The 15752-nt window shown below is 72.7% G+C and carries 16 protein-coding genes and 1 pseudogene; 10 read left to right on the top strand and 7 right to left on the bottom strand.

Annotated elements, in window-relative coordinates:
* Positions 1 to 392: 392 nt before the first annotated feature.
* From ACIQCJ_RS25450 to ACIQCJ_RS25435, 4 genes are all read left to right on the top strand, one after another.
* Complete coding sequence (locus tag ACIQCJ_RS25450) at positions 393 to 1028, top strand: TetR family transcriptional regulator (RefSeq protein ID WP_355334808.1); 636 nt, start codon at positions 393 to 395, stop codon at positions 1026 to 1028.
* 377 nt (positions 1029 to 1405) lie between these two features.
* Positions 1406 to 2164, top strand: a complete 759-nt coding sequence (locus ACIQCJ_RS25445; protein WP_402712620.1) for a ferric reductase-like transmembrane domain-containing protein — start codon at positions 1406 to 1408, stop codon at positions 2162 to 2164.
* Entirely contained in the window at positions 2161 to 3867 is a 1707-nt protein-coding gene (locus tag ACIQCJ_RS25440) for an FAD-dependent oxidoreductase (protein ID WP_402712619.1), read from the top strand. Before ACIQCJ_RS25445 ends, ACIQCJ_RS25440 begins: the two co-directional genes overlap by 4 nt.
* The gene (locus ACIQCJ_RS25435; protein WP_402712618.1) at positions 3864 to 4136 is read left to right on the top strand and encodes a hypothetical protein; all 273 of its coding nucleotides are present in this window, start codon (positions 3864 to 3866) and stop codon (positions 4134 to 4136) included. Before ACIQCJ_RS25440 ends, ACIQCJ_RS25435 begins: the two co-directional genes overlap by 4 nt.
* A gap of 36 nt (positions 4137 to 4172) precedes the next feature.
* Here ACIQCJ_RS25435 and ACIQCJ_RS25430 read toward each other — a convergent pair whose 3' ends face one another.
* The 4 genes from ACIQCJ_RS25430 to ACIQCJ_RS25415 all read right to left on the bottom strand — a co-directional run bounded on the left by ACIQCJ_RS25430 (position 4173) and on the right by ACIQCJ_RS25415 (position 7128).
* The gene (locus ACIQCJ_RS25430; RefSeq protein WP_401307343.1) at positions 4173 to 5027 is read right to left on the bottom strand and encodes a DUF4232 domain-containing protein; all 855 of its coding nucleotides are present in this window, start codon (positions 5025 to 5027) and stop codon (positions 4173 to 4175) included.
* Positions 5011 to 5514 carry an RNA polymerase sigma factor gene (locus ACIQCJ_RS25425; RefSeq protein WP_355334821.1) on the bottom strand — a complete coding sequence of 168 codons (504 nt, stop codon included), beginning with the start codon at positions 5512 to 5514 and terminating at the stop codon, positions 5011 to 5013. The genes ACIQCJ_RS25430 and ACIQCJ_RS25425 overlap by 17 nt, the downstream gene beginning before the upstream one ends.
* A gap of 183 nt (positions 5515 to 5697) precedes the next feature.
* The gene (locus ACIQCJ_RS25420) at positions 5698 to 6378 is read right to left on the bottom strand and encodes a class F sortase (RefSeq protein ID WP_355334824.1); all 681 of its coding nucleotides are present in this window, start codon (positions 6376 to 6378) and stop codon (positions 5698 to 5700) included.
* 3 nt (positions 6379 to 6381) lie between these two features.
* Positions 6382 to 7128: a DUF4232 domain-containing protein gene (locus ACIQCJ_RS25415; RefSeq protein WP_401307350.1), complete on the bottom strand. Its 747-nt coding sequence runs from the start codon at positions 7126 to 7128 to the stop codon at positions 6382 to 6384.
* Positions 7129 to 7342: 214 nt separating this feature from the next.
* On the opposite strand from ACIQCJ_RS25415, the gene ACIQCJ_RS25410 reads away from it, so the two are divergent.
* Positions 7343 to 8176 carry a phosphotransferase gene (locus ACIQCJ_RS25410; RefSeq protein WP_402712617.1) on the top strand — a complete coding sequence of 278 codons (834 nt, stop codon included), beginning with the start codon at positions 7343 to 7345 and terminating at the stop codon, positions 8174 to 8176.
* A 42-nt stretch (positions 8177 to 8218) separates the two neighbouring features.
* On the opposite strand, the gene ACIQCJ_RS25405 is transcribed toward ACIQCJ_RS25410, so the two are convergent.
* Positions 8219 to 8632, bottom strand: a complete 414-nt coding sequence (locus tag ACIQCJ_RS25405) for a MarR family transcriptional regulator (RefSeq protein ID WP_391048211.1) — start codon at positions 8630 to 8632, stop codon at positions 8219 to 8221.
* Positions 8633 to 8858: 226 nt separating this feature from the next.
* Between ACIQCJ_RS25405 and ACIQCJ_RS25400 the strand changes: the two genes are divergently transcribed.
* Positions 8859 to 10346, top strand: a complete 1488-nt coding sequence (locus ACIQCJ_RS25400) for an MFS transporter (protein WP_402712616.1) — start codon at positions 8859 to 8861, stop codon at positions 10344 to 10346.
* 87 nt (positions 10347 to 10433) lie between these two features.
* On the opposite strand, the gene ACIQCJ_RS25395 is transcribed toward ACIQCJ_RS25400, so the two are convergent.
* Both ACIQCJ_RS25395 and ACIQCJ_RS25390 read right to left on the bottom strand, forming a co-directional pair.
* The gene (locus tag ACIQCJ_RS25395) at positions 10434 to 11468 is read right to left on the bottom strand and encodes an NAD(P)-dependent alcohol dehydrogenase (protein ID WP_402712736.1); all 1035 of its coding nucleotides are present in this window, start codon (positions 11466 to 11468) and stop codon (positions 10434 to 10436) included.
* Between the two features lie 250 nt (positions 11469 to 11718).
* Positions 11719 to 12210 (bottom strand): peptidylprolyl isomerase, encoded by a 492-nt coding sequence (locus ACIQCJ_RS25390; RefSeq protein WP_355334835.1) that lies wholly within the window; start codon positions 12208 to 12210, stop codon positions 11719 to 11721.
* 407 nt (positions 12211 to 12617) lie between these two features.
* Here ACIQCJ_RS25390 and ACIQCJ_RS25385 point away from each other — a divergent pair, with 407 nt between their 5' ends.
* The 4 genes and pseudogenes from ACIQCJ_RS25385 to ACIQCJ_RS25370 all read left to right on the top strand — a co-directional run.
* Positions 12618 to 13019, top strand: coding sequence for an ATP-binding protein (locus tag ACIQCJ_RS25385; protein WP_355334838.1), 402 nt, complete (start codon positions 12618 to 12620; stop codon positions 13017 to 13019).
* A gap of 354 nt (positions 13020 to 13373) precedes the next feature.
* A complete protein-coding gene (locus ACIQCJ_RS25380; protein WP_402712615.1) occupies positions 13374 to 14042 on the top strand; it encodes a class I SAM-dependent methyltransferase in 669 nt (222 codons plus the stop codon).
* A gap of 40 nt (positions 14043 to 14082) precedes the next feature.
* Positions 14083 to 14670 carry a DUF664 domain-containing protein gene (locus ACIQCJ_RS25375; RefSeq protein ID WP_391162606.1) on the top strand — a complete coding sequence of 196 codons (588 nt, stop codon included), beginning with the start codon at positions 14083 to 14085 and terminating at the stop codon, positions 14668 to 14670.
* Positions 14671 to 14789: 119 nt separating this feature from the next.
* Positions 14790 to 15686 (top strand): annotated as a pseudogene (locus ACIQCJ_RS25370) (HAD-IC family P-type ATPase); the annotation flags it as partial.
* Between the last annotated feature and the right edge of the window lie 66 nt (positions 15687 to 15752).

Here is a 15752-nt window from a genome sequence, read left to right as displayed (position 1 = left end):
ACGCACGCCTGACCAGCATCAACATGGAACATTTGAGCTCGTTATGATTGAAAGTTAAATCTATAGCCCTTTCGGGCAATGCCCCGAGCCGCCGCACAGGTCACGGCGCGCCGATAAACTCCCCTCGCGGACAGGTCGCCCGTTTGCGTCCCAAAGAGGTTTCAAGCGACCCTCGCGGGTAATTCTTCCGGGTTCGGCGAGGCGTGTCGAGCGCCCTGCGGGCGGCCGGGCCGCGTCGGCGCCGGACCGGACCGGCGCCCGGTCCGCACGCGGTCCGCGCCCGCGGCGCCGACGGTGGCCGGCGCACGGCCGGCGGGTGGTTGGCGTTTCACCCCGCCGAGGCTACTCTCATAAATCACCGAACGGTGAATTTACGTGACAGGGCGGCGGTCATGGGAGAGGCGGTCACCGGACGGCCCGGCCGACGGCCGGGCCGCAGCGGCAGCAGGGAGGCGATCCTGCGGGCGGCGCGGCTGAAATTCGCCGAGTACGGCTACGAGCGGACGACGGTGCGCGGCATCGCCCGCGAAGCGAAGGTCGACGCGGCGCTCGTGCACCACTTCTTCCGGTCCAAGGAAGGGGTGTTCGCCGCCGCCGTCCACGAGGCGGTGCGCCCGATGGAGTTGCTGCCGGTGCTCGCCGGGGATCCCGCCACCTCGGGCGAGCGGCTGCTGACGACGGTCCTCGGCCTGTGGGAGTCGGCCGAGCGGCACGACGCGCTGCTGGCGGTGATCCGGTCGGCGGTCTCGCACGAGACGGCCGCCGGGATCCTGCGGGAATTCCTCGGCCGCGAAGTGCTCGGCCCGCTGGCCCAGGCACTGGCCGAGCCACAACGCGCTTTGCGCTCGGCCCTGTTGGGCTCTCAGCTCATCGGTCTGGTCATGGCCCGCTACATCATCCGCGTCGAGCCGCTGGCATCCGCGAGCACGCCGTCGCTGATCGCCGTGTACGCGCCGGTGATCCAGAATTCCCTCACCGGCGACCTGCCGCTCCCCCGCACGGCCGACCGTCCTGGCGGCGCGGGCTGAGCCGCGCCCGGCCCGGTCCTTCACCATTCGCCGCGCAGTACACCGGTTCGTGATTCACCATCGCCGCGCAAAGCCTTTACGCGAGCTACGCGATCCGGGCCGGTGATTCGCCGTCACAATGGTGATTTAGCGTCATATCGAGCCGGCCCGGGGCCCGTTGGCCATGCATCGACCGCGCGCGAATCTTGGTGTAGCGTCTGCCGCCAAGCAGCGTGTCCTTCAGGGGAAAGGGCCCGAAGAGAAGCCTGCCCCGAACACCTTTGCCGCATTCATCGGCGAATGCACAAAAGGGTAACGGGACAGCTCGACTCCGGGTATCGCCCCAGGTCTTCGCCCTGCGCGTGTCGCAGTCGCGTCGATACGAGGAGTCACAGGATATGGTCACGGTCGCGGCATTCGACAGCCGTAAGAAGGCCCCCGCGCTCAGCGGTGCTTCCCGTCTTCTGCTGGTGCTTTTCTCGGTATTGGTGCTTTTCACGGTGGGGTTGCTCCTGGCGCGCGGCACTTCCGCCGCCGCTCCCATCCCCGGTTCTCCGCTGGACGCGTACGACAAGCAGGTCCCCTACGACATGGGCGTCCACAAGATCGCGAGACTCGCGGCTCTGATCGCGTATGTGCTGATGGTGGCCACCGTCGTCCTCGGTGTGCTGCTGCGGCTGAGATTCCTGCAGCACGCGGTCAACCGGGCCACCTTCTACGGCGCGCACATGACGCTGGCGCTCTCCGCGATGATCTTCGGTGTCGTGCACGGCGCGACCTTTCTCTACCAGCCGGTCTGGCGGATCGGCGGCCGTGAGCTGACCGTGCCGTTCACCGGCGGTGTGCAGCGGCTCCCGGTGGGCTTCGGCATCCTCGGCACCGAACTGGCCATCGCCGTGGGATGTTCGGTGTGGCTCCAGCGCAGACTGGGCTACCACCGCTGGCTGAGGACTCATCAGTTCGCTTACGTGGCCTTCGGGTTGATCTGGCTGCACGTCTTCCTGGTGCACCCGGAGCCGCGCCATCTGAATCTGGTGTCGGTCGGCATCGCCACCGGCGCGGGCACGGTGTTGCTGGCCTTCCTGATCCGCGCCTTCCCGTCCCGCTCCCGGCTCAGACAGCGCACCTACCTCGGCAGGCCGGGAGCCGCCGAATGATCCAGCCGCCTCCCCCGGGCCGTGTCCCCCCGGCGCCCTGGCCACCGGGTCAGACGCCCGCCGCACGGCCCACCACACCGGTCGTCGTCCACCAGGGCCGCCCGCCCGCGCGCACCGCGCCGCCGCTCCCCCAAGCCCCCATCGCCGCCGAGTCGTTCGCGCCCGCCAGGCCCGTACTGGTGCCCGAGGCGGAGCCGGTACGGATCAGCGTCGACAACAACCGGTGCCACATCTACGGCATCTGCCAGCAGGAGGCGCCCGAGGTCTTCCGGATCGCCGAGAGCGGTTCGCTGCACTACACGCGCAGCGTGCCCGCCGACTACGCGGCCAAGGCCCGCCAGGCGGTGCGGTGTTGCCCGATGCAGGCCATCACCGTCCACGGCGGGCAGAGCCCGTCCGGCGCTCCCGCCGCGATCGGGCGGCGGGCGGCGAGGCCGCTGCGCAGCGGCTCCGCGGCGCGGGCGAGCCTGCGGCGGATCGTCGTCGCGGGCGCCGGGCTCGCCGGGCTGAGCGCCGCGACCCGACTCAGGGAGCGCGGTTTCGACGGGGAGTTGGTGATGGTCGGCGAGGAGCCGCACCGGCCGTACAGCCGTCCGCCGCTGTCCAAGCAGTATCTGTCGGGCCGGCTCGCCGAGCAGCAGTTGCCCTTCCGGGCGGACGCGGCGCTGGACGCGCACTGGCTGCTCGACACCCGGATGACGGGGCTGGACCTGGCGAAGTCCGCGATCGAACTGCGCGGCGGGGAGTATCTGCCGTTCGACGGGCTGGTGGTGGCGACCGGTGTGGACGCCAAGCGGCTGCCCGAGGCGCCGGTGTTCAGCGACCGGGTCCGTACCGTCCGCACGATCGAGGACGCGGCGGCGATACGGCGGGCGATGCACGCGGCGCGCGCCCGTCGGGTGGTGATCCTCGGCGGCGGCTTCATCGGCTGCGAACTCGCCTGCACCGCGCGGGAGAACGGGATGGACGTGACGCTCGTCGTCCACAGCGCGCCGCTGCTGCGCCGGGTGCTCGGCGCCAGGGTCGGCGCGGTGGTCGGCTCGCTCCAGCGCCGCGCGGGTGTCGACGTCCGCCTCGGCACGAAGATCACCGACTGGCAGGACCACGGCGACGGGCTGCGGCTGCGGCTCGACGACGGCGCGGTCCTCGACTGCGACTTCGTGGTGCTCGGTCTCGGCGGCCAGCCCCGTACCGAGTGGCTGCGGGGCAGCGGTCTGGAGATCTCCGACGGCGTGCTCTGCGGGCCGACCTGCCACGCGGTGGACCAGTGGGGCAGGACCACGCCGCATGTGGTGGCGGCCGGGGACGTGGCCCGCTGGCCGAACCCGCGGTTCGACACCGAGCCGCGCCGGGTCGAACATCTCATCCACGCCGTGGAGATGGGGCAGCACGCCGCCGACTCGTTGCTGCGCGGCCCCGGACGCGCGGCGCGCTTCACTCCGGTGCCGCGCTTCTGGTCGGAACAGCACGGCATCCGGATCCAGGCGGTGGGCATCCCCGCGCTCGGCACGGACACCGAGGTCATGGCGGGCTCGATGCGCTCCGACCGCTTCCTCGTCCGCTACTCCCGGCAGACCGCGTACGGTCCGCAGATCGTGGCGGCCGTCGCCTTCGACATGCCGCTGGAACTCCTGCGCTACCGCGACCAGATCGGACGCACCCTGCCCCATACCCGGCCCACCGGCGGGAGGGGGCGCCGATGAGCCGTCGCGGCGTCAACCGCAGGAGTCGTTCCGGGCTGCTGCTGTCCGGCGGGATGCTGTCGTTGCTGCTCAGCGTCCCCGCCCGGCTGCACCTGCGCTGGCTGATGATCCTGCTCGTGATGGCGGCGGCGATGGCGGCGTACGGCAGGGTGCTGATCACCGCGGCGCCGATGCCGCCCAGCAAACCGCCGGGCGTCCGCTCGGGTTCCCCCGCGTCCCCCACCTACTCGATGCCGCCCGCGACCTCCAGCCCGCCGGACGTGCACTGAGCCGGCGCCGGCGCGGACCGACCCCCGCCGTCCCCGTCAGGACGGCGGGTTGCCCGTCGCGCCCGCGGTGAAGGGGGTGACCACGAACTCGTTGTCGCAGTTCGTGATCTTCCCCGGGAAGACCAGCGACGCCCTGCTGCCCGGCGGGTAGATCCGCAGGCTCGTGGAGGTCGGCAGGCAGGTCCCCTGCTGGTTGACGGTGTGGATGGTGTCGCTCGCGGACTCGCCGGGCCGCAGCACGACGGGCCCGTGCGGGAGATTCTGGTACGTGGCGGGGGCGCCGATCTGCTTGCCGTTCGCGTCCAGCAGCGACAGGCCGGGGAAGCCGGTGACATGGCAGACCGTATCGCTGTGGTTGGTGAGCAGCAGGTAACGGTAGAGGTTGCCCGCGCCCGCGTCGCCGTCGCCGAGGGAGGCGGTGAGCTGCGCGGCCGTGCACAGCGGTGTGGCGGCGGAGTCGGTGCCGGTGCTGGTGCTGGTCGGCGAGGTGGGCGGGGTGGTCCCTGACGGCTCGGACGTGACGGTCGTACCGTCGCCCGGGCCCTTGGTGGGCGTGGTCCGCGTCGGGGTGGGCGCGGGCGGCGGCACGACGGGCGGGGTCGTCGGTCCGGGGGCCGTGGTGACGGGCCCGCTGCTGTTGGCCGGTGTGGGGACGACCTCCTGCGAGTCGTCCCTGTTGAGCGTGCCGGCTACGTAGAAGGCACCGGTGATGACGGCGGCGGCGAGCGTGCCGCCGACCATCGCGCGGGAGCGGCGGCGCCTGGCCGCGCGGCGGCGGATCAGCTCGAACGAGCCCGCGGGCGGCGGCAGATAGACCGCGGGCGGGCGCAGCAGCGGCTCCAGCGGGTCGAAGGGCTCCCCGCCGGGACCGTCGTCAGACAGTCCGGTCATGGTGTTCCCCCAGCCTGGCGCGCAGCAGTTCGCGGGCCGCGTGCAGGTCGGCCTTGACCGTGCCCTCGTTCCGGCCGAGCAGCGCGGCCACCTGCTGTACGGGCAGGTCCGCGTAGTAGTACAGCAGTGCCGGGTCGCGCAGTCGCTCCGGGAGGGACTGGACGAGCATGCGCACCGAGGGGTCGCTGCTGTCCTGCTGCTCCTTCACGGCTTCCTCCGTGGTGAATCGGCGCATGGCGCGGCGCTCCCGCTCCAGTCTGCGCCAGTGGTCCCTGACCAGGTTGGCCGCGGTCACATAGAGGTATCCGCTGGGCTCCTCGACCTTGGTCCAGCGCGCCCACAGCCGGGTGAAGGCCTCGGACGCGATCTCGTGCGCGGTCCCGTCGTCGTCCACCAGACGGCGGCACCAGCCCGCCAGGCGCGGATAGACGGCCTCGAACAGCTCGGCGGCCGCGCGCTCTTGGGACCGGATGGCCGCTCTCCTCACTCGTCGTCCTCGTGGTGATCGTCGTCTGCCCCGGTGGCGCCGGGGCAGACCTCCCGGGCCGCCCGGTGCCGCCCGCCCCGCGCCGGCCCCGGTTCGGGGCCGGCGCCGGGGACGTACGCGCGGACCGGGTCCGGTGCGTACGAGCGGTGGGCGTCCGGACGGCGGACGGGTGCGGGGTCCTGTTCAGGTTCCCGCTCCCGACGACAGGGACGCGTAGACGATCACGTTGTCCTGATAGCCGCTCCCGGTGATCCGGGTGCCGCCACAGGTGATGAGACGCAGAGCGGGGTGGTCGACGTTCCCGTACACGCGGTCCGTCGGAAATCGCGCTTTGGCGACCGTCTGGACGGAGTCGACGGTGAAGGCGGCCGTGGCGCCGTCCTTGAGGCCGATCTCGATCCGGTCGCCGGCGGCGAGCTCGGACAGGTGGCGGAAGACGCCGTCGCCGTACTGTCCGACCGTGACGTGGCCGAGGATCACCGAGGGTCCGGTGACGCCGGGCGTCGGCGAGCCGCTGTACCAGCCCGCGGGCGAGCGCGCCTCGATCGGCGGTACGGCCACGGTGCCGTCGGAGTTGAGCCCCAGTGACATCACCGGGGTGTCGACGCCGATGGCCGCGATCCGCAGCCGGACCGGGACCGAGCGGGCCAGCGGTACGGCCCCGGTGGTCGCCGGGGTCGTGCCGCCGGACGACGGCGTCGAGGTCGCGGACGCCGAGGCGGACGGTGTCCGCTCCGTCCCGCCCGGGGTGGCCCGAGCGGGCGGGTCGGACTGGCAGCCGCTCAGCAGCACCAGTACGGCGGCGGCGAGCACGCACCAGGCCCGTACCGGGACGGAACGGCTGAGGGAGGTGACGGTCGGCAACGGTCAGTCCTGTGCCCGGCCGTGCGACCTGCGGCGCATCCCGGTGACCAGGCCGAGGGCGCCGACGGCCAGCACACCGGCGCCGGCCAGCGCGAGGGTGTCCTTGTCGTGGGTGCCCGAGGAGTGCGCGGTCTCGGCGAGGCCGGTGTCGGGGGCGCCGCTGGGTACGGCGGTGACCTGCGAGCCGGAGCCGGAGGACGTGGTGGTGGGCGTCGGCGCGGGCGCGGAGTTGGAGGGGTTGCCGCCCGTGCCCGCGACGAGCGGGGTGACGGAGAACTGGTTGTCGCAGTTGGTGATCTTCCCCGCGAAGACCAGCGACGCCTTGTTCCCCGGCGGGTAGATCCGCAGGCTCGTGGAGGTCGGCAGGCAGGTCCCCTGGTGGTTGATGGTGTGGATGGTGTCGCTCACCTTGCCGCCGGGGCGCAGCACGACCGCCGCGTAGCCGTTGTGCTCGCGGGTGGCGGGCGCGCCTATCTGCTTGCCGCTCGCGTCGAGCAGCGACAGGCCGGGGAATCCGGTGAGGTGACAGGTGGTGCCGCTGTGGTTGGTCAGCACCAGGTAGCGGTAGAGGTTGCCCGCTCCGGCGTCCTGACCGCCGAGGGACGCGGTGAGCTGGGAGGTGGCGCACATCGGAGTGCTCGATGTGTCGCTCGCGGGGGCGACGGCGGTCGCCGGGGACGCTCCGAGTACGGCGAAACTGGCCGCGGTCGAGAACGCGGCGGCGCCGACGGCGAGTGAACTCATGCGCATGTCCGGTCTTCCCTTCTCCCCCCGGCTGCCGCGCTCCGGAACGAGCGCCGGCCGGGCCGTAAGGGGATTCGCAGGGGAGAGACGACGCGGGGTGGCGCCGGGTTGTAAAGAGATTGCCAAATCAATCGAGCGGCGAGCGGCGGCACTTCGCACACGGCGTTTCCCGCGCCGCCTCCCGGCGGGTCCAACGGCGGGCCTGGCAGGATCGGTTGCCATGGGCGCGCATCAGTGGGGCACGCACGCCGTGACGTTCGCGGCCGACGGCGTGACCAAGCGGTTCCCGGCCACCGCCCACGAGCGCGCCGTGCGCGAGTGGCGGGCGTTGACGCTGCTCGACCGGCACGCGCCGGGGCTGGCGCCGCGGCCGTACTCCTGCGACCTGGGCGACGCGGGGCCGGTGGTCTCGATGTCCCTGCTGCCCGGAGCGCCGATCCGGGGCGCGCCGTTGGACGGCGAGCGGCTGACGCGTCTCGCGCGGACGGTGAACGCGCTGCACAGCGCGCTGCCCGCCGACGTCCTCGCGCGGGTGCCCGTACGGCCGGAAGGTCCGGCGGAACTCGGCGCGCGGCTGCGCGGTTGGGCGCCGCGGCTGCGGGGACGGGTGGACGCGGCCGTGGGGGCCGCTGTCGACGCGGGCCTCGCCTGGCTGGACGCGTCGGGCCTGGACCGTACGGAACAGACCGCCGTGCCCGCGGTCTTCGGCCCCGGTGACGGCAATCTCGCCAACTACCTCTGGGACGGCTCGCGTGTGCGGGTCGTGGACTTCGAGGACTCCGGCCGCAGCGACCGCGCCTATGAACTGGCGGAGATCACCGAGCATGTGGCGAGCTGGGTGGAACACCCGCTGGACGTCGCGGCGTTCCTGTCGCACGTCGAGCTGACGGCGGCGGAGACCGTACGGCTGCGGGACTGCCGACGGCTGATCGCGCTGGTGTGGCTGTTCCTGCTGTCCTTCGAGGACCTGGCCTCGGGAGATCCCGCCGCCCGGCGCAATCCGCCGGGTACGGCGCGGCGGCAGGCGGGCCGTCTGCTGGCCCTGCTCGGCTGACCGGCCGTACGCCCTCACGTGGACGGCCCGCCGAGCGCGGTCTCACGGCCGCGGCCACTGCCGCCCTTCGCGGGACTCGATGCTGCGGTTGAAGCGGGCGAGCATGTCGCTGAGGAGTTCCACGTCCTGCGGTGACCAGTCGGTCAGGACGCTGTCGATGCCCGCGATGTAGAACGCGCGGTCGGCCGCGAGCCGTTTGGCGCCCTCTTCGGTGATGCGGAGCTTGCGGGCGAGGCCGCCGTCGGGGTCGGGGACGCGCTCGGCGAGGTCGGCCCTCAGGAGGGCGGCGGTCTGCCGGTTGACCGTCGAGGTGTCGAGCGCGAAGGCGTCGGCGAGCTGTCCGATGGACATCGGGCCCTCCGAATCGAGGCGCGCGAGCAGCAGATACGCGGACTTGTCCAGCCGCTCGGCCGAGCTGTCCCGGCGCGTCAGCACATGGTGGCGGGCCACCAGCATCAGTTCCCGCTCCAGCCGCTCCAGCACACCGCCTCCGCATGACGTATGGACGCACGACGTGGGACGTACGAACCGGGGGCGCGCGCCGTGACGTCCGTGCTCCCGCCTCCCGAGAGTACCCACGACCTGGGCAATGTGCATGACGCACATCCTATGTATCATGCACATCTCCCTGCCCACGTCGTCCACGGCCCGCGGCCCGACGACCCCCATCGAAGGCGACGACATGTCCGACTCAGCAAGCGGCACCGGCATACCGGCAGCCGGTCACACCGCCGGTGTCCACCGGCCCGCGAGTGGCGCGGTCGTCGCCGTGCTGGCCTTCGCGGGCATCGTGGTCGCCCTCATGCAGACGCTGGTCGTCCCGCTGCTGCCCGAACTGCCCGGCCTGCTGCACGCCTCGGCCTCCGACACCTCATGGGTGATCACCGCCACCCTGCTCGCCGGAGCGGTCGCCACCCCGGTCACCGGACGGCTCGGCGACATGTACGGCAAGCGCCGCGTCCTGCTGCTCAGCCTCGGTCTGCTGGTCGTCGGCTCGCTGGTCTGCGCCTTCACCTCGTCGCTGGTCCCGATGGTCGTGGGCCGGGCGCTCCAGGGCGGCGCGACGGGCGTCATCCCGCTGGGCATCAGCATCATGCGTGACGAACTGCCCGCGGAACGGCTCGGTTCCGCGATGGCGCTGATGAGCTCGTCGCTGGGCATCGGCGGCGCGCTCGGCCTGCCCAGCGCCGCGCTGATCGCGCAGCACGCCGACTGGCACGCGCTGTTCTACACCTCCGCGGGGCTCGGCGTGGCGGCGATGGCGCTGGTCCTGTTCCTCGTGCCGGAGTCCCCGGTGCGCACGCCGAGCCGGTTCGACGTGCCGGGCGCGATCGGGCTGTCCGTGGGGCTGGTCTGCCTGCTGCTGGCGATCTCCAAGGGCGGCGACTGGGGCTGGGCCTCGGGCACCACGCTGGGACTGCTGGCCGCGGCCGTCGTCGTACTCGTCGGCTGGGGCATGTTCGAACTGCGCACCACCGCGCCGCTGGTGGATCTGCGCACGACGGCCAGGCCGCAGGTGCTGCTCACCAACATCGCCTCCGTCATGGCCGGTTTCTCGCTCTTCGCGATGTCGCTGGTCCTGCCCCAGCTCCTCCAGCTCCCCGAGGAGACGGGGTACGGGCTCGGCCGGTCCATGCTCGTGGCCGGTCTGTGCCTGGCCCCGTCAGGGCTGGTGATGATGGCCGTGTCGCCGCTGTCGGCGCGGATCTCGGCGGCCCGCGGCCCGCGTGTGTCCCTGATGATCGGCATGGCCGTCGTCGCGGTCGGCTACGGGCTCGGCCTGTTCCTCACCCACGCCGTGTGGCAGGTGGTGGTCGTCGCCTCCGTCATCGGCTGCGGGATCGCCCTCGCCTACGCGGCCATGCCCGCGCTCATCATGGGCGCGGTGCCGCTGGCGGAGACCGCCGCCGCCAACGGGCTCAACACCCTGATGCGGTCCATCGGCACCTCGTCGTCCAGCGCGGTCGTCGGCGTGATCCTCGCCCACATGACCACCACGTACCACGGCGCGCCGCTGCCCTCGCTCAGCGGCTTCCGGGTGGCCTTCGCCGTCGCCTGCGGCGCGGCCGTCGCGGCGCTGGTCATCGCCGCGTTCATCCCGGCGCGGCACGTGCGCGCCACGGGCGGCGGTGCGGCGAAGGTCCCGGCACCGGCGGACGAGCCGGTCTGAGCGGTCCTCGGCCGTACCCGGTCCGAAGGCCCCAGAAAGTCACAGAAGGTCACAGAAAGTCCCAGAAGCTCAACGTGAGGTCGACCTTCAGGGCAGGATCACCGCGCGGCCGTTGATCTTCCCGGCGTGCAGCCGCTCGTAGGCGAGCGGAGCGTCGTCCAGGGAGTACGTCTCGACGTGGACCTCGACCGCGCCGGAGCGGGCGAGGTCGAGCACCTCGATCAGCTCGGCGCGCGAGCCCCAGTAGGGGGCGCGGACGGCCGCGTCGTAGGCGATGGTGCCGAAGCCGACCGTGGCGCTGCCGCCGCCGATGCCGACGATCGTCACGTCGGACTCGACGGCGGCGCAGGCGGTGGCGCTGGCGACCGTGGGGGCGGCTCCCACGAAGTCGAAGACGGCCTGGGCGCCGACGCCGTCGGTCAGCGCGCGGACCCGGTCGGCCGCGTCGGCGTCGGACAGGACGGTCTCGTGGGCACCGACCGCGCGCGCCAGCTCCAGCTTCTCGTCGCTGACGTCGAGGGCGATGACGCGGGCCGGGCTGAGCACCCGCAGCAGCTGCACGGCGACGTGGCCGAGGCCGCCGGTGCCGATGACGACGGCGGTGCTGCCGGGGACCAGCTTCGGCAGCGAGGTCTTGATCGCGTGGTACGGCGTGAGGCCCGCGTCGGTCAGCGGCACCGAGGCGACGGGGTCGAGGTCACCGAGCGGCACCAGGTGCCGGGGGTCGTCGACGATCATGTACTCGGCGATGGCGCCGGGCGCGCCGAGGCCGGGCGGGCGGATGCCCAGCTCCTCGGCGCGCAGACAATAGTTCTCCTTGCCCTGCGCGCACATCAGGCAGCCGCCGCAGCCCCACGGGCCGTAGACGGCGACCGACTCGCCCGGCTCCAGGCCGCCGACGCCCTCGCCGAGCGCGGCGACGGTGCCCGCGCCCTCGTGGCCGAGGGTGAGCGGCAGCGCGAAGGGCAGGGCCTCGGCGGGCCAGCTCATGACGGCGATGTCGGAGTGGCACACCCCGGCCGCCGTGACCTTGAGCAGCACCTGGCCGGGGCCCGGCTCGGGGCGCGGGACGGTCACCACTTCGGGGGCGGCGCCCACGGTGCGGTACTGAACCGCCTTCATCTCGGCCTGCGGCTCCGGTGTCGTCCCGGCCTGAGTCGTGGCCGTCGTCCCTTCAGGGCTTGCTGATGTCGACATTCGGTGACCTCTCTCCGGCTCTCGCTCCCCCGCTTCTGCTCCCGGTCCCGCCGCCGGGACCCCGCTCCCGGCTCTTCGATTTTCCCCCGGTCCCGCCCGCCCCGCTCAGCGAACGCGGAAGGCCCCCGGCGGGTCGCCGGGGGCCTTCGGGCCTACGAGGTCGCTGGTGGGGTGCTTACGCGACGGTGCCGGATGCGGAGATGACGACCTTGGCGGAGGGCGTGCCGCTGCGCGAGCCCTTGCCCTCGATCTGCTTGACCAGTTCCTCGCCCTCGACGACCTCGCCGAAGACGACGTGCTTGCCGTCGAGCCAGTCGGTGACCACGGTGGTGACGAAGAACTGCGAGCCGTTGGAGTTCGGCCCGGCGTTCGCCATCGACAGCAGGAACGGGCGGTCGTGCTTGAGCTTGAAGTTCTCGTCCGCGAACTTGTTGCCGTAGATGCTCTTGCCGCCGCGGCCGTCGCCGCTGGTGAAGTCGCCGCCCTGGAGCATGAAGGACGGGATGATCCGGTGGAACGCCGAGCCCGCGTAGCCGAAGCCGTGCTCGCCGGTGGCCAGCTCACGGAAGTTCCGCGCCGTCTCGGGCACGACGTCGTCGAAGAGACGGAAGACGATCCGACCGGCCGGAGCGCCGTCAATGGAGATGTCGAAGTACACGTTGTCCATGGGCACCATCCTTGCATCCCCAGCGGGAGACGCCGCGCCCAGAGCGGCCCAACACGGCAGATCCGCAGGTCACAGCCGTACCGGAGGTGCCCCAGCACCTCCGGGGGCGTCCGGGCGCCCTCGGAAGGCCGACCGGGTCAACCTCGTCGCCTTGCCCGTGCGACCGGTGGCAAACTGCGCGGGTCCCAACTGTGGCGGATGCGTTTCGGTCATGGCACGTCGGCAAGACGCCCCGTTGACGACAGACCTGGGAAAAACGTCCGCAGGTGTCACCGCGCACCGCGGGCGACCTCCCCGGACCGTCGCCGTCCGTTGCGACCCGATGTCGAATTCCTGGAGATCAGATGGCCGCTGACAGGCCGCCGCCGGGTGGTGGGCAGCGCTCCACGCAAACGCCCCCCACCGGTATGCGAGCGCTTCGGGCCCCCTTCACGGCCGCCGCCGTACGCGCTCTGGTGCGGGAGACCGTGGCCGCCGACCCCGAGCCGTGCGATCCCAGAGCCATGGGCGACGCGGTGCTCGCCACCTCGGAACTCGCCACCAACGCCATCGTGCACGGCGGCGGTATCACCCACTGCCAGGCCCGCCTCGTACCGCTCGGCGTCGAGGTGAGCATCGACGACCTGAGCCCCGCGCTCCCCCGACTCACCGAACGCCCGCCGGGCACCGAAGCCCCTTACGTGGGCGGCGGATTCGGCTGGCGTCTGATCCAGCAGCTCGCCCTGCGGGTGACCGTCACCCCGCACGACCCCGCGCCCGACGGCACCCCGCGCGGCAAGCGGATCACCCTCATCCTGCCGCTGTACTGAACCCGGCGCACGCGGCGGCCTACGCGTCCGCCGCGGCGTGCACGAATCGCCCCAGGTGGGCGCGCGGCTCGCCGATGTGACCGTCCAGTGGGTCCGCGCGGCCTTCCGCGCCGAGTTCGGCGTTCATGGCCCAGTTGACGGGACGCCGCCGCAGAGCGTCCCGCGCCGCCCACCGCCGCCCCCGTACGGGGTCGGCGACGTGCCGGGCAAGGGTGTGGCGGCCCTGCCACGGCGAGTGGCTGATGCCGGGACCCTTGACCTTGACCGGAGGTGAAGGTCGACAGTGCCGGTGGAGACCAGCCGACGAGCGGAGCCCACGCGGCTCCGGCGGGAACCGGACGAGAGGACCCACCCATGGACGACGACGCCCTCGTGGCGGAGCAGATGGCGTACTACCGGGCGCGGGCGGGCGAGTACGACCGGACCTACGCGCAGTACCAGGAGCTGCGGGACCTGCTGGAGGTGGTCGACGAACTCCCCATCACCGGGGACGTGCTGGAGTTGGCCTGCGGGACGGGCCAGTGGACCCCGAGGCTCGCGGCGCGGGCGCGGTCGGTGACGGCGGTCGACGCGGCGGCCGAGGTGCTGGCCATCGCCCGTACCCGTACCGCGTCCTCCACCGTCCGGTTCGTCGAGGCCGACGTGTTCGCGTGGCAGCCGCCGCGCCGCTACGACACGGTCTTCTTCGCCTTCTGGCTCTCCCACGTCCCGCCCGCCCGGCTGCCCGGGTTCTGGGGCACCGTCGCCGCCGCGCTCGCCCCGGGCGGCAGGGCCGTCTTCGTCGACGACGGCCCGGGCGCGGCGACGTACGAGGACGTCCTCACCGGCCATGCGACCCCGGCGGCGCTGCGCAGGACCGACGATGGCGGTCGGTACCGCATCGTCAAGGTGTTCCACGACGCCCGGACGCTCACCGACGACCTCACCGCGCTGAAGTGGTCGGTCAGCGTCCGCACCAGGGCCGGGTTCCTCGTCGGCGTCGCGGAACCGCCGCCCGGCGCGGGCCCCGCACCGACGGCGTAAACGGCGTGACCGGTGGTCGGGCGGGCGCGAGACTGGCCGCATGACCGTAACGGATGCCAAGACCGACCTGCGCTTCTACCTCCAGTCCGCGCGCGACGCCCTGCTGTGGAAACTGGAAGGGCTCTCGGAGTACGAAGTGCGCCGCCCGATGACGCCGACCGGCACGAATCTGCTGGGCCTGGTGAAGCATGTGGCCAGCGTGGAGTTCGGCTACCTCGGCGACACCTTCGGACGGCCGTCGGGCGAGCCGTTGCCCTGGCTCGACGCGGGGGCCGAGGCGAACGCGGACATGTGGGCCGCCGCCGACGAGTCACGCGAGTACATCGTGGGCCTCTACCACCGGGCGTGGGCCCAGGCGGACGCGACGATCGACGCGCTGGCCCTGGACGCGACCGGCCGGGTGCCGTGGTGGCCCGACGGCCGGGACGAGGTGACGTTGCATCACGCCGTGGTGCGGGTGATCTCCGATACCCACCGGCACGCGGGGCACGCGGACATCCTGCGCGAACTCACCGACGGCGCGGTGGGCATGAACGAGAACAACGGCAGCCTGCCACCGGGCGACGCGGCATGGTGGGAGAACCACCGTGACCGCCTGGAGCGGGCGGCCCGGGAGGCCGACGCGTGAGGCCGTAGGACCGTCGTTCACCGACCGCCCGGCGCTGACGGCACGCGCGCGGCCTCAGTCGGCCGCGACCGCCTCCGGCAGGTCCACGATGCCGCCACTGCTGTCCGCGATGGCCAACGCTGGCCGACAGCGGCCTCGAAGCGGACGCCCTGCTCCGGCTCGCCGCGTCGGCCGAGCATCCCAGCGAACACCCGCTGGCCCGCGCGGTGGTGGACGCGGCCCGCGAGCGCGGCCTTCCGCTGTCCGCCGCCGACGGCTTCACCTCGGCCCCCGGCCAGGGCGTCACGGCCACCGTCGACGGCCGCACCGTCCAGGTCGGCTCCCCCGCCCGCCTCCTCCCCGTCGGGACCGGCGAGGCGGCGCGGGACGGCGTGCGCGAGGCAGTGCGGGAGGTGGAGGCCGCCGGGCGCACGGCCGTGGCGGTGCTGCGCGACGGTACGCCGCTGGGAGTGCTGGGCATCGCGGACCGGCTGCGCCCGGACGCCGCCGCCACCGTCGCCGCCCTCGCCCGTATGACCGACCTCCCCCCGGTCCTGCTGACCGGCGACAACGTACGGGCCGCCCCGCAGTTGGCCGCAGAGGTCGGCATCACCGACGTACGCGCCGGCCTGCTGCCGCAGGACAAGGCAGCGGCCGTACGCGCGTGGGAGGCACGCGGTCGCAAGGTGCTGGTCGTCGGCGACGGCGTCAACGACACGCCCGCGCTGGCCGCCGCACACACCGGCGTCGCCATGGGCAGGGCCTGGTCCGACCTCGCGCTGGAGACCGCCGACGCCGTGGTGATCCGCGACGAGTTGGCCACCGTCCCGGCCGTCGTGAAGCTCTCGCGCGCCGCCCACCGTCTGGTGATCCAGAATCTGACGGTCGCCGCGGTGTTCATCGCCGCTCTGGCCGTCTGGGACCTGACCGCCACTCTCCCGCTCCCGCTCGGGGTCGCGGGCCACGAGGGCTCCACTCTCGTCGTCGCCCTCAACGGCCTCCGGCTGCTGCGCGACACCGCCTGGACCTGGCCGTGAGGCGACCGGTCTCCGCGCGCCTGCTCTGCCGACAGCGGGTGTGTTAGCGTCGCTCGCTCACTTTCA

Origin of the sequence: Streptomyces sp. NPDC093221 (assembly GCF_044753885.1) — a bacterium.
Lineage (GTDB): Bacteria > Actinomycetota > Actinomycetes > Streptomycetales > Streptomycetaceae > Actinacidiphila.
The sequence above is the reverse complement of the archived record's forward strand: the minus strand, read 5'-3'. Positions and strand labels throughout refer to the sequence as shown.